This window comes from Vibrio pectenicida (assembly GCA_024347015.1).
Taxonomy (GTDB): Bacteria; Pseudomonadota; Gammaproteobacteria; order Enterobacterales; family Vibrionaceae; genus Vibrio; species Vibrio pectenicida.
Genome location: AP024889.1, coordinates 1,545,545 through 1,559,975, shown reverse-complemented (window position 1 = coordinate 1,559,975; position 14,431 = coordinate 1,545,545). Strand labels below are relative to the sequence as shown.

The following is a 14,431-nucleotide window of genomic DNA, read 5'->3' as shown; positions in this document are numbered from 1 at the left end:
TCCCAACTAGTGGGATTTATTTACGCTTGATTTACTGCTACTTTTTATTGGTTCGCTATGTTCTATACGTATCAGCATAATTTGTAAGACTTTTATTCTGCATTAAAATTACAAGGATATTCTATGACTGATAAATATTCAGCATCGGCTAGCTTAATATCTGCAAAAGATTACAAAAACCAAGAACACTTAGTCAGTGATTTTATCGTCAATCAAGCTTTATCGGTATCTTTTGAAATCACTGCCACTATTGTGTCCTCAGCTTTTAGCGCTCAAGACCAACTTGGGCAGCTGTTAACGATCAACCGTTATAGTAATGAATCAGGCAACAACAAATTGCAACGGACCTTTAATGGTGTAATCGCGCGTATAGAGCAAATGGGATTAGATGCTAATCTAAAGTTCATGCAATATCAGGTAACACTTAGGCCTTGGTTCTGGTTACTTACCCACACTCACTCATTTCGAGTCTACCAAACACAATCTACAAAGGACATTATTAGCGATATTTTCGATACTGCTGGCTTCAAAGGCAAATATAAACTTTCTAGCCTACCTTCAACAAAAAGAGAATATTGCCTTCAGTATAACGAGTCTGACCATGATTTCGTCGCTCGATTACTTGCGGAAGAAGGACTGCATTACTATTTTGAACACCAAACTGGCGACCATACCATGGTTATTCAAGATGCAACATCTCCTTTTGATAAGGCTGATGCCGCAAAATTTGATATGCAAGAAACGCCGTCTGGTAGCCTACCATTGATACATTCTTGGATTCCAATTATGTCGTTTCATGGGGCAAGTATCGAATTAACTTCATATGATTATTCACAATCCAAGCTCATTACCAGCAAAGCCAAAAATAGCAGTCATACTATCGCTAACAATACAAAATTGACGTCCGCATTTTATCCTGAATTAGGAATTAGTCGTGACATGACAGACCTATCTAGTAACCTTGCTAAAAGACGTATTGAACACCTTGAGCAAGAATATCAGTCAGTTGTAGCGCATGCGAAACATGACATGTTCGATATTGCGACTTGGTTTAGTCTAAATAGCCATTTAGACAAAAACCAATTGGGTGATTTCTCGGTGATTGGTATCTCAACTGACTACAAAAATGATGTTCAATGTACAACAGAAGTTAAGCTTACTCCTAAATCAACACCAACCTACCCCAAACCAAGGGGAAAGCAGATAGTCAAAGGTCTGCAAAGTGCAACTGTTGCAGGATCCACTGCTGGGGAAATAAATCAAGACGAACAAGGCCGAGTTAGGATTCAATTCCACTGGGACACTGAGTCAAGTGGAGACAAAACAAGTTGCTACGTCAGAGTTGCTCAAATGATGGCAGGCAGTGGCTACGGATCACAATTTGTTCCTAGGGTTGGACAAGAAGTTTTGGTGTCCTTTATCGATGGAGATCCAGATCAACCTATTATTACAGGAAGTGTATATAACAGCGAGAATGCACCACCTTACAAAGAAGCAAATACGACTAAGAGTGGTATAAAAACAAAATTAACAGCTGAAGCAAACGAACTGTACTTTGATGACAAAAAAGATAATGAACTTATCTACCTCCATGCTGCTAAAGATATCTCCCAAGAAATTGAAAATAATCATACAGAAACCGTCAAAGGAGAACTTAATCAAACTGTGACTAAAGCTATGACAATTAAAACAGAGGATAATTACAGTTTAGATGTTACCAAAGCAATAAGTGGTTCTGCTAAGTCTATTACACTAGAAGCGGATGACTCTATTGACCTTAAAGTTGGCTCAAGCACAATATCAATATCCTCTTCTTCGATATCAATAGAAGCTACCGATATAGACATCAAAGCAAGTAGTTCCCTTAACCTAGAGGGAACCAATGTGACGAGTAAAGCCACGTCAGCAAATAAGCTATCAGGCACAACAACTGCACTTGAAGCCACAAGTTCAAACAGCATTAAGGGACTCAGCGTGGAGATAAAAGCGAATACAACGTTAAGCGCTGAAGGTTCATTAAGCGCAGAGTTTAAATCTGGCCTCAAAGGAACATTCGATGGCGGTGTATTAGGTGAGTTAAAAGGCGCAATTGTTAAGGTCAATTAAACTATGTATAAGAAAATCCCCTATCAAAGTAGTACTCAAATTATGCCAAGATTCCAAGCCTCCGATGATGCAAAGGAAATCATTGGCGAAGATCTTTCAATAGACCAAGTAATCATCCGCCTACAAGAAGCTGAGCTTAATTATGACTTAGTACAATTTCTTGCCCATGCTTTACCTGTTCGAGAAAGTATTTGGTGGGCCTTATGTTGCTTATTATCACGCAACGATATATGGAATGATGTTCAAAAAATGTCATTAAATACAGCAAAAAACTGGGCACTGGCCCCTTCAGAGGAACTTCGAAGAAAATCGGAATTACTCGCTAACAGGCTGGAGCTAAATTGTGGACCATCTTGGGCAAGTCAGGCGGTATTTTGGAATGGTTCAGGGAGTATAGTTGCACCAGACTTACCAGTAGTGTTACCTGACCCATTTTTATATTCCAAAGCCGTAGCTGGAGCCATAAACCATGCTGCTGCATTACCAAACTGGGATCAAACAACAATCTATTATGAAAATGCTATTACATCAGCGATTAATATTGCTAATGGTGGAAATGGAGGACTAGAATGACATTGCCTGCTGCCCGACTTACCGATATGCATATATGCCCAATGCAGACTCCTGCTGTCCCACCGATACCGCATGTTGGAGGGCCTATAAGTGGGCCAGGGGCGCCAACTGTATTGATTGGAAGCATGCCAGCAGCAACACTTGGGGATATATGTGTATGTGTCGGCCCCCCTGATTCAATTGTAAAAGGAAGTGCAACTGTGCTAATCAATAGTAAGCCTGCCGCAAGAATGGGCGATACTACTGCACATGGCGGTTCAATTGTATTAGGTATGCCTACTGTGCTTATTGGAGGTTAACTATATTAAAATGCCACTATTTCAATCTATCAAAAAATAGACCATTTAGGTGTTAATTGATTCTAACTTACTCTAATCAAAGATTAAGTTGACTAAATTAACATGAAACAATGCTACTTTTCTCGACAGTAATCACCCTTTTAATAAAATAATAAATTTAATAATTTTTCTCTGCTAAAACAGACTAAACTCTGATATGCGTAACTATGTTCATAATTGATAAATGATTGAATATACGGTGAATTATTTCAGCAGCTAAAGACGGACAATGTATGGTTGATATTGAAGCATTATTGAAACCTATATCTGAAGAACAACCATCAGGTACCTATCTCAAATTGGATCGAAGCGTCTATCGTACTCTACGAAATCATTACAATACAGCGCAATCATCATTTCGTCAGTTAATAGAAACTCCCGATGCTTCCAGCAACGAATCCTTAATCGAGGCGAATGACACAAACTGGAATTTAGTGCGCAGCACCACATTTGATGCTCTAACTTCGCAAACAAAAGATACTGAATTATTAGGGTGGTTCATTACCAGTCAGCTTTTCACTTCGTCTCCTTATACCAATCTAGCAAAATCTACTAAAGTCCTAGTCGAATTTATCGAATCATTTTGGCAAACTCTTAATCCTCAACTACCTTTGGATAAGATAAAAAGTGAAGACGAATTAGGCCGTAATAAAGAGTTGATTGAGTTTCGTATCAAGCCCTTACTCCAACTCGTTGGTGAAAGCCAAGACTCGACGGCACTTTTTATGCCGTTGCAAATGATCGATCTAATAGGACATATAACATTTGGTAATTTCTTGCAGGCTGAACGGAGTGGTACGCTATCTGAACTTAAAGAAACGGCTTACTCATTATACTCAAGCGAAATAGAAGATGTTGTACGAGATCTTGCTACTGCATATCAAAATTTTAATGCTGCCGAAAAGCATATCGCGCAAGAATGCCAAAAAGTGAACCTGCCACCCGTTAGTTTTAAGTTTGCAAAAGCGAATCTATCCGAACTACTCAAAGCAATACAATATTTAGTTGGCGATAGATTTGCACCTTGGCCATTAGATAGTAACTTCAATCTGATTAGTCACGAAAATTTGCAAGATCAAACCACCTCTGACTCAGAGGTACCTAGTGTGAATACTACTGCACAATCACCACAACCAAGTGCTGAAAATACCATATCAGGACAAGCTAATCATAATCAATCTACTTCAATAGCAAGCATAATAACGAGTCGCGATCAGGCGTTTCATGAACTGCGCAAAATTTCACAATTTTTTCAGCAAACCGAACCTCATAGTCCTATCCCATTTTTGTTAGAACGAGCAATTCGATGGGGTTATATGAGCTTACCTGAACTCTTAAACGAGATGACTGGCGGTAACTCAGGTGCTATTACCCATATTAATCAGGTCTCTGGTATGGATAATTTAGAACCAGCTAAGTTAAGCCGTATAACTGCAGCATCAAATAGAGTACTTACACAACCATCTGGGCTTGTACAGACGGATGAAAACACACCGCCACTACAGACTTCAGCTTCTCCTGAACCTGTCACATATCGCGAAAGTCCCTCTAAAACTGAGACAAATACGACTCAGCCTGATAGTGGGCTTAGTACTTTCGAGTGGTAAAACATTACATACTAATTAGTAAAGGAAATCATAATGGCTTCTATTTTCATGAGAATTGATGGTACTACCCCAAAAGGTGCAGCAACTGTAGAAAAAATCGGTGGTAAAGACGGCTTTTTTGCTATTGATACTGTAACTTGGAATGCAGTACGTGGTGTGGGTATTGATGTCGGTAATGCAAACAACTCAGACCAAGGAATGGTGGCATTGGGCGAAATTAATGTTACTCGTGGATGTGACGGTGCGACTCCACATCTGACAACATTTCTTTATGCGCCAGGTGCAGAAGGCAAAACAATCGAAATAGTCATGACCAAGCCAAATAGAGAAGGTTCTGGTGCTGATCCATATCTTATCCTAACTCTGAACGCTGCTCGTATGTCTAGTTATAATATGGCTGGCTCTGACGGAAGCTTACCCAATGAGTCTTTCTCTCTAACCTATACAGAAATTTCTAAAGCTTATTATATAGAAGGCGAAGGCGGGAAAATCGAAAAAGGACCAGAAGTTGGTTTCGATGCAACTACAGCTAAAGTTACCTCAACAGCAAGTTAATTAAGTAAGGAGGCCCACGGTGGCACTTAATTCCCAGCACAAGCGTGTAAGCAAAAACCGCGTGAGTATTACTTACGATGTGGAAACTAATGGCGCGGTAGAAACCAAAGAACTCCCATTTGTGGTTGGGGTAATTGGTGATTATTCTGGTCATAAACAAGATAAAGAAGACGTTGAAGATCGCACCTTTTATAACGTTGATAAAGACAATTTTGATACTGTAATGAAGCGTGTAGGCCCTGAACTGTCTCTAAAAGTTGATAACGTACTTGCTGATGATGACAGTCAATTTGAAGCTGGATTAAAGTTTAAATCAATGAAAGACTTTGAACCTGAGGCTATCGTCGAGCAAGTAGAACCTCTCAAAAAACTTGTAGAAACCCGTAACCAGCTCAAAGTGCTTCTTTCCAAAGCAGACCGATCACGTGATCTCGAAAAGTTGCTCAAAGAAGTCTTACAAAGCGCAGACACAATCACTGCATTGTCTGAAGAGCTAGGTGTAAGTAAAGAAGGAGGTGAATAATGAGCACAGAAGCTGAAAACCAACCACAAGCTGAAGCCACCGAGGGTTCGCTGAGTTTTCTTGATAGAGCAATAGAAGCAACCACTCAGACTCCAGCTGACACAACTAAAGAGCTCTTCTCCGTTCTTGCTGAGCAAGCACTTTCTGGAACTGTAACATGGGATAAAAATGTTACTAAAACCATTGAGAATGCAATATCTGAAATCGACAAGCAGTTATCTAAACAGCTGTCTGAAGTGATGCAACAAAAAGACTTTCAGAAGCTTGAGGGCTCTTGGCGCGGTCTACAAAAGCTAGTAAAAGAAAGCGAACTTGGTCGTGATTTGAAAATCAAAATGGTTGATTTCACTCAAGAAGAGCTTCTTGACCAGTTTGAAGACGCACCAGCAATAGATCGTAGCCCACTTTTTAATGCTGTTTACCAGGGTGAGTTTGGTACCGCAGGTGGCGAACCTTACGGTACTTTCATCGGAGACTATGAATTTAGTTCCAAAGACGAAGATGTCGCTCTACTACGCTATATGGGTGAGGTCGCAGCAGCATGCCACGCTCCCTTTGTCGCAGCGGCAAATGCACAAATGTTTGAATTTAACGATTTCACAACATTTGATGAAGGTAAACCCATCGCAGCTGGTTTTGATTCGCCAGCCTATGCCGCATGGAATGCATTTCGCGAGAGTGATGATGCAAGGTACGTTACCCTAACTTTACCAAGAACTTTGGCGCGTTTACCATACGGTGAAAAAGGTCTTGGTACTGAGCTATTTAATTATGAAGAGCTTGGAACAGACATGGATGGCAACCCTAATCCATCGGGTAATGACCAACTGGTTTGGTCTAATGCCTCGTATGAACTTGGACTTAAGATGACTCAAGCATATACGGCATCGGGTTGGTGTACATCAATCAGAGGATTAGATAACGGCGGTAAAGTCGAGAATCTTCCTAACCTTACCTACAAAACCGAAGCAGGAGATCTTGTTCAGCAATGCCCAACCGAAGTCAACCTGACTGATGAACGAGAAAAAGAACTCAGTGACTTAGGCTTCTTGCCTCTTGTGCACTATAAAAACTCAAATTATGGTGTTTTTATCGGTGGTCAAACGGCACAAAAACCGAAAACTTATACCGATCCCGATGCAACTGCAAATGCTTCAATTTCTGCTCGCCTACCCTATATCATGGCTAGTAGTCGTATTGCGCATTATTTAAAAGTCATGGGACGAGATAAGCTAGGCTCGAACTTAGAAGCACCTGACATACAGCGAGAGCTGCAACTTTGGATAGACCAATATACCAATGCTGGTGCGATTGGTAATGAGCAACGAGCTAAAACACCGCTGTGTGAATCAAGAATCGAGGTTGTTGAACAACCAGGTCGTCCTGGTTCATATTCTGCGGTTGCTCACCTGAGACCTTGGTTACAATTAGAAGAACTGACAACGTCGGTACGCATGGTTGCCAAAATCCCAGGCTAATCGAATCTGAGGCCGGCTAATCCCGGCCTTAATTCATTTTTTGATTTAGTTCTAAGGGTAGTATGCGAGTAAATTTCAATATTGATTGGCAGCAACAGTTTTCGAAACTAGACAGCACAAACAGCGACTTTCTCAAAGAGGCGCTCTCTATGTTGTCTGAAATAAACTCAGATGCTTTAGCCGACAAACCTTCTCTAATCAATTTCATAGCTAAATTGATCGCTTTCTTAGATAAAAAACTGTCTCATCAAATGGACAATATTATACATCACAAAGACTTTGAACAACTTCACAGTAGTTGGTTAGGCTTGCAGGGATTAGCAAGTTTACCTGTAAATAATCAACGCGTTCGAGTTAAAGTACTTGATATGCAGTGGAAAGAAGTCTCTGCTGATGTCAATCAAGCATATAATATTAAAGCATCGAATCTATTTAACAAAATTGGCAACAAAGAGCTTAATACTTTGGGTGGCCATCCATTTGGTTGTATTTTATTTACCCACCCTGTCAATGTCGATATGGATTTTGATGCTGACTATGACGATTTATTTACCGTCGAATTAATCAGTAAACTTGGCGAGTCCACATTATGTCCCATGATTTTCTCAACAAATGATAAGTTTTTTGTTGAATCTGGTGCCGATTGGATTTCTGACATAAGCAGGATTGAAAAAATCATTTCGGGCCCAGATTTTCAAGCATGGCAATCACTTCGTAACAAGCAGAGCTGTCGTTTTGTTGGGTTTGTTATGCCATCAATACGTATGCGGTATCGATACCAAAATACAAAAGTAGGCTTTATTTACAATGAACTTGGAACCGGGCTGTGGGGGAATGCAGGTTTTGCTTTTATTTCAACTATTATGCGTGAATACCATAGAGTTAATTGGTTTGGCTTTCTCAAATCTCGCTGGAATGACAAATCTCAAGGTGCAGTAATCAATATTGACGAACATGAATGCTTGTTTATCCGTGAACCTCAAACCAATGTGGTATTATTTGGTAAAATATCAACATTTTATGCTCAACATGGTTTTATTCCCCTAACTAAAAGCCCTCTAACTGATAAATATTTTTTCAATGGTAATAACTCTATATGGCAAAGCGGAAAATCCGATAATGACAAGGTTTTAACCCAGATCCAAACCAGCCTAATGTCTTGTCGTATTGCTCATTACCTAAAAGTACAAGTACGTGAAATGCTGGGAAGCTTTAATACAGCATCTGAATGCGAGCTTTTTTTAACTCAATGGATTGAAAAGTTCTCCAGTAATGTAACCTATGCTAACGAAGAGACACTTGCAAAATACCCGCTTAGCTTCGCCAAGATATCTGTGGCTGAATCAGAGGCTCAACCTGGGAGCTTTGTCTGCACATTGAGGATCGCACCTCAATATCAATACGACCACTTTACTGGTGAAGTCATACTCACCACAGAGCTAGATGAGGTGGCCTAGTGGGGTTTTGGAAAGCATTTATAGAAACAAAAGGATACGCTCAGAAAGAAGAGATAGACGATATAAAATATCATTTAATCAAACTACTTGAGTCAGAGTCACCGCTATTGAATATCGATGATAGATTCATTCAACTACAGCGCTCCAACCTACGTTTTGGAATTGAGGACGTACAGTTACTCAGTGCTAGCCTGGATCAAGCACAACTTTCGATTCGCTTAGAGAGTTATATTCGTCACTTTGAGCCCCGTCTTTCGCAGGTCATGGTCGAACTTTTAGAACGTAACGATAATGAAAACGCATTAGTATTTAATATTATTGCCAGAGCCAATACGTCGAAAGGAGAGCAAGAACTGATCTTTGACTCCAAAATTTCTCTTAACGATCTAACCACTATAATGATGGAGGATAGCTATGACTGATCCTTTAATGCGTTATTTTGAACAAGAGCTAACATTTGTACGCCGGGCACTCGGGCAGTTTGGTCAACAACATCCCGAGCATGCAGAACGACTTAATATTCATCAAGGACAGATTGAAGACCCAAGCCTTGCGCGTCTTCTAGATGGTGTCGCTCTTTTAAACGCAACTATAGAAAAACAACTCTCTGAACAATTGCCTGAAGTGGTCGAAGGATTACTTAATGTTATCTACCCAAGTTATACTCAAACCATACCCAGCGTTGCCTACATACATTTGTCTCCGCAAGGTGACTCACCTGAATCGACAATTATTCCAAAAGGATCTCATTTTACCTCTGATGCCAAAGGTAGAATGTGTCAATTCACTACAGTAGATACTTTAGAAACTGCACCTTTTAGGTTAGTTGATACTACGGCTTCGAGCGCTCCTTTCAAGTTTAATCGGCCAGCAGGAACAGAACAATCAACTGCGGTCATTCAGCTTTCACTTTCAACAGGTGACCCAAGCATTCGTTTCTCACAGCTAAACCATCAAGATTTAGATTTATTCGTACAAGGGTTCGAAAATAATGCTGACTCTATCATTGAGTTACTACTCGGCCAAACAAAAGCAATATCAATTTCAGATATAAGCTGCGAGAAACATATAGTGTTATTAGCAGATAAATTGAAAAGTCGTATTAGCGATCTTAAATTTCTCTTCTTACCACAAAAAGGGAATCAATTTTCTGGCTTCCAGCTCATCAGTGAGTTTTTTTTCTTCAAAGAAAAACGTCAATTTTTTCGTCTGAAAGATTTTGGTCAAGCTGCAAAAAAAATTGACAGTTCTGAAATTAAGATCAATTTATTTATGAATGCGATTCCAGCAGAGTTCATGAGATTGTTCGACAATCACGTCTTTAAACTCGATGTAATCCCTGCTGTCAATCTATTTGAACAAACTGGCGAGCCAACAAGCTATGATCAACGATGCCTTACCATACCTGTCAATGCAGATGCTCACAGTGATAGTGACATAGAAATTGTTGAAGTAAAAAGTGTGTTTGAAATAACACCGCAAGGAGAAAAACCTTTAACACCACTATTTCGAGATAGTTACCAATCTGACCCCACCACTGACTACTGGCAAAGTGCCAGAAATTTATCTGGGCAATTTAGGCTTGCCATTAGCCTAAAGCCTACTCACGAATTGGAATTTAGTAAGTTATACGGTACTAACCTACTCTGTACAAATGGAAAACAATCTTGCGGTATTGACGGAGAAATGGAATGTTCAGAGAATATAGATGTACTCGGTACTTTCACCGCCATATACCCACCAACTGCACCGATTGAGCGAGAGCAGAATTTAAACCTTCATTGGCAGTTCGTCGGCCTTTTAAATGGTAACTTTTCATCTTTGTTACACGCTGAAAACCCTACCGAGAAGTTCAAGCAGATGCTGCTGCTATGTAGTAGAGAGCAAGTAGCAGCAGAAGAAGTCCAAACAATTCATCATGTGTCTGTTAAGTCGCAGGTTTCCGCGATACGCATTATGGGGAAAAATGTATTTTCACCTGGGAGTGAAATCGAATTGACACTTGATACACAAAACGGCTTTCTTGCTTTTAGCGATGTACTCAATCGTTTTTTCCAACAGTTTTGTAGCTTCGACAGGTATATTCAACTATCTGTAAAAATTTATGGTAGGGATGGCATCGCTAAACGCTACCCTAAAATACATGGGAGTCAGTTAGCAATGTAATTGCTAACTGGGAATTCTATGTCTTTGATAAGCGATCTAAGCCAATACCCGCAACAATATGACTTCGCTCAAGCGATGAGACTGCTAACACACTGGATAAATCAGAGTCCAACTAGAGTTAAGCTTGAATTAAAAGCTGAGGCTATGCCTACAGGTGATGCTAGTGAGATTCAATACTTTTCGCTAAAAAACAATCGCTTTAAGCTTCGGCTAGCAAAACAGGCTTTATCTGGAGTAAAAGGTGTCATTCCAAATTACATTTATGAAGAGCTGCTATCCGCTCTCCATCGAGATGAGCACGCTTTAAAAAATTTCCTTGATGTATTCAATCAACGCTATTTTGAATTAATTAGTCATTTAGAAGCACGAGCTTGGCTAGTGGTTCAAAATGAAATTCAGCCCGACAAAACATCATTACTCAACAATCTTGCAGCACTAAGCAAAGCACATGCGAAGTACTTCCAATACTCGATGCTTCTCAATCAAGGACAAAGAAACTTAAGTACGCTTTCGCAGATACTTAATGATTATTTTTCTTTTGACGTAAACGTCTCAACAAAGGTAAATGAAAGACGCCAATTACCTTATGACTCTTTAACTCGGATAGGCAAAGATGCGCATTTTAATAGTCGAGTGGGCCATGGTTTTTTACTCGGAAAAACATGCTTAACGCATTTTAGCCACCTTCTGGTGTATATCACCCCTAAAACAGAAAGCGAGCTTGTCACAATACAATCTGATCCATTACTCGCAAAGCATATGAAAGAACTTATCCAACATTATCTTGGCGATAATACCCCAACCTCTGTTTACCTTAATGTTAAGCGAGAATATTTAAATCGACCAAGGCTCTCTAGTAACAAATACAATGCGGCGAAATTGGGTGAAGTGGACTGCCTTGCGCCAGAAAGAAAACCTCAACAAATAGTAAGTATTCTTCTGAAGTAAACCACTTCAGGATAAACGATGAGCTAGGTATTAACTGCCTTTGAGATACAAGGAAAACGGTATGACACAAGTTACACTAACAAATTTAGTCGCTAAACTGTCACCTGAGTTGAAACAAGCACTTGAAGTTTCAGCCGGCGCAGCCATGAATCAAAATGTCCCTTCAATTGAGATAGAACACTGGTTATTACAGCTTCTCTCTCAACAAGACAAGCACCTAGCTAATCTTATCCAGTCACAAAACTTATCCCAAGATAATTTGATAAACGAGTTATCTTCTAAAATTTCTCGCTTGCCTAAAGGAAATGAAAGCCAACCAACCCTAAGCCAAGCACTTACAGAAATTGTCAAAGATGCTTGGATGATTGCTTCTGTCAATTATGGTCATGGTGAGATTATCAGTCTGCATCTTATCCAGGCACTACTGCAGCAAAATGTACTCGGTATGAACACACTTCAACTCGAAAGTCTGCAAAATGTTTCTTTAGAATCACTGCAAGGACTCACCAACAAAGCAACTGTCACCAAAGCGAAAAATAGCCCCCAAAGTACTGGTGGTAGCGCTACCTCTCCTATCGGTAATGATGCTCTAAGTAAATACACAACCAACCTTACCCAGCAAGCTTTAGATGGTAAAATTGATCCCATATCTGGTCGTAATGCCGAAGTTCGCAAAGCCATAGATATTCTTTGCAGAAAAAGACAAAACAATCCAATTATGGTCGGGGAACCTGGCGTTGGAAAAACTGCGGTTGTTGAAGGTTTAGCTCTAAGAATCGCTGAAAATGAAGTTCCTGGGGCGCTTCAAGGTGTACAAATTCACTCTTTAGATCTAGGACTGATCCAGGCTGGAGCGAGTGTTAAAGGTGAATTTGAAAACCGTCTAAAAGATGTCATTAATGAAGTGAAAAATAGCGAAGTCCCTATTATCGTGTTTATCGATGAAGCTCACACCCTAATTGGTGCAGGTGGCACCGCTGGTCAAAATGATGCGGCAAATTTACTTAAACCTGCATTAGCTCGTGGAGAGTTTAAGACAATTGCCGCAACCACTTGGGCTGAGTATAAAAAATATTTTGAAAAAGACCCAGCTCTCACAAGACGCTTTCAAGTCGTGTCCATTGAAGAACCAAATGCAGAAGATGCGAAACAAATGCTTAGAGGGATTGCTGCATCTTTGCAGGAACACCATGGTGCCTTTATCGCTGAATCAGCGATTGCTGCTGCCGTCCATTTATCCATTCGTTATCTACCTAGCCGTCAGCTCCCAGATAAAGCCATCAGTCTTTTAGATACGGCTAGTGCACGTATTGCTTTAACACAGGGGGCAAAGCCAGAAATTATCGAATCCCTTGAGCAAAATATTCGTTACCAAAATAATGAAAGAACTGCTCTCGAAAAAGAAAATGCTCTATTTGGAGCCGCTGAAGACGAAATAGAGCAACTGATCTTACAGATTACGGCTAATGAAAAAAAATTAACCGATTACCAGTCAAGATGGAAACAAGAAGTTGAGATTGTTAACGACATTAAGCAACTCCAGCAAGGAATCAGTGATGCTCAAGCTAGTGAAAAAATCGATAAAGCACAACAAGATAAACTCAATCAATTGATCGATAAACTCACGGCATTGCAAGGAGATGAACCTCTTGTTAATGCAATGGTTGATGACAATACAATCGCTCAAGTGATTGCTAATTGGACAGGAATTCCAGTTGGTAACATGATGAGTGATGAAATAGCCCGCCTTTTGTCTTTAGAAGAAGAACTCGACAAACGCGTTATTGGACAGAATGTTGCCAAACAGGAACTAGCTAAAGCGATTCGTATATCACGTGCAGGGTTAACAGATAATCGTAAACCTATTGGCGTATTTCTAATGTGTGGTCCAAGTGGGGTTGGTAAAACAGAAACCGCTATGGCTCTTGCTGAGCAGTTATACGGTGGTAACAGTGATCTGACAGTAATCAATATGACTGAGTTTAAGGAAGAACATAAGATATCTATGCTCCTCGGTTCACCCGCAGGTTACGTTGGCTTTGGCGAAGGTGGTGTTTTAACAGAAGCTATTCGTCGTAATCCATATTCTGTACTTCTACTGGATGAAATGGAGAAAGCTCACCCAGGAGTGCACGACTTGTTTTATCAGATTTTTGATAAGGGACATATCAAAGACAGTGAAGGCCGCACCGTTGACTTCAAAAATACCATTATCATTATGACGTCCAACGCCGCTGATCAAGCAATTTGCGATGTATGTGCCAACAATAGCGAACGCTTAAATAACGACGAGTTGCTCGAAGCTATACGCCCAGACCTGCAACACTATTTTAAGCCTGCATTCTTAGGTCGGACTACCATTGTCCCCTATTACCCACTCAACGATGACGAGTTATCTAAAATCACAGAGATATCTCTAAACCGGATAAAGAAAAAATTAGCCGAGCAATATCAGGCTTCTTTTACATGGGATAAAGGGTTTATTAACTATGTTGTTGCCAAAAATACTGACCCAACCACAGGTGGACGGGCTGTTGAACAGATCATAAACCGCTCCTTAATGCCAAAACTCGCGGAAGAATGTATTAATAGGCTTAGTTTACAACAACCTATTTCTCAGGTGTCGGTCATAGCGGCAAACAATGCAACAGGTTTTGAGTTAACCATTCAATAGGTATGA

Annotated in this window: 12 protein-coding genes; all 12 read left to right on the top strand. The window is 40.2% G+C overall.

Annotated features, from left to right (window positions below; translation table 11 throughout):
• Positions 1–123: 123 nt before the first annotated feature.
• The 12 genes from OCV27_RS07325 (at position 124) to tssH (ending at position 14,425) form a co-directional block, all read left to right on the top strand.
• On the top strand, positions 124–2,106 hold the full coding sequence (locus OCV27_RS07325) for a type VI secretion system Vgr family protein (protein ID WP_125323395.1): 1,983 nt from the start codon (positions 124–126) through the stop codon (positions 2,104–2,106).
• Positions 2,107–2,109: 3 nt separating this feature from the next.
• Complete coding sequence (locus OCV27_RS07320; RefSeq protein ID WP_125323394.1) at positions 2,110–2,679, top strand: DUF6931 family protein; 570 nt, start codon at positions 2,110–2,112, stop codon at positions 2,677–2,679.
• Complete coding sequence (locus OCV27_RS07315; RefSeq protein WP_125323393.1) at positions 2,676–2,978, top strand: PAAR domain-containing protein; 303 nt, start codon at positions 2,676–2,678, stop codon at positions 2,976–2,978. Before OCV27_RS07320 ends, OCV27_RS07315 begins: the two co-directional genes overlap by 4 nt.
• Before the next feature lie 272 nt (positions 2,979–3,250).
• Positions 3,251–4,624 (top strand): type VI secretion system protein TssA, encoded by a 1,374-nt coding sequence (locus tag OCV27_RS07310; protein WP_125320848.1) that lies wholly within the window; start codon positions 3,251–3,253, stop codon positions 4,622–4,624.
• A gap of 33 nt (positions 4,625–4,657) precedes the next feature.
• Positions 4,658–5,179, top strand: coding sequence for a type VI secretion system tube protein Hcp (locus OCV27_RS07305; RefSeq protein WP_125320849.1), 522 nt, complete (start codon positions 4,658–4,660; stop codon positions 5,177–5,179).
• A gap of 19 nt (positions 5,180–5,198) precedes the next feature.
• Positions 5,199–5,702: a type VI secretion system contractile sheath small subunit gene (tssB, locus tag OCV27_RS07300; RefSeq protein WP_125320850.1), complete on the top strand. Its 504-nt coding sequence runs from the start codon at positions 5,199–5,201 to the stop codon at positions 5,700–5,702.
• A complete protein-coding gene (tssC, locus tag OCV27_RS07295) occupies positions 5,702–7,180 on the top strand; it encodes a type VI secretion system contractile sheath large subunit (RefSeq protein WP_125320851.1) in 1,479 nt (492 codons plus the stop codon). Before tssB ends, tssC begins: the two co-directional genes overlap by 1 nt.
• 62 nt (positions 7,181–7,242) lie before the next feature.
• Positions 7,243–8,637, top strand: a complete 1,395-nt coding sequence (locus OCV27_RS07290) for a type VI secretion system contractile sheath domain-containing protein (RefSeq protein ID WP_125320852.1) — start codon at positions 7,243–7,245, stop codon at positions 8,635–8,637.
• Positions 8,637–9,059 carry a type VI secretion system baseplate subunit TssE gene (tssE, locus tag OCV27_RS07285; protein WP_125320853.1) on the top strand — a complete coding sequence of 141 codons (423 nt, stop codon included), beginning with the start codon at positions 8,637–8,639 and terminating at the stop codon, positions 9,057–9,059. Before OCV27_RS07290 ends, tssE begins: the two co-directional genes overlap by 1 nt.
• Positions 9,052–10,803, top strand: coding sequence for a type VI secretion system baseplate subunit TssF (tssF, locus tag OCV27_RS07280; RefSeq protein ID WP_125320854.1), 1,752 nt, complete (start codon positions 9,052–9,054; stop codon positions 10,801–10,803). The genes tssE and tssF overlap by 8 nt, the downstream gene beginning before the upstream one ends.
• A gap of 18 nt (positions 10,804–10,821) precedes the next feature.
• Complete coding sequence (locus OCV27_RS07275) at positions 10,822–11,751, top strand: type VI secretion system baseplate subunit TssG (RefSeq protein ID WP_125320855.1); 930 nt, start codon at positions 10,822–10,824, stop codon at positions 11,749–11,751.
• 61 nt (positions 11,752–11,812) lie between these two features.
• A complete protein-coding gene (gene tssH / locus OCV27_RS07270) occupies positions 11,813–14,425 on the top strand; it encodes a type VI secretion system ATPase TssH (RefSeq protein ID WP_125320856.1) in 2,613 nt (870 codons plus the stop codon).
• Positions 14,426–14,431 lie beyond the last annotated feature (6 nt).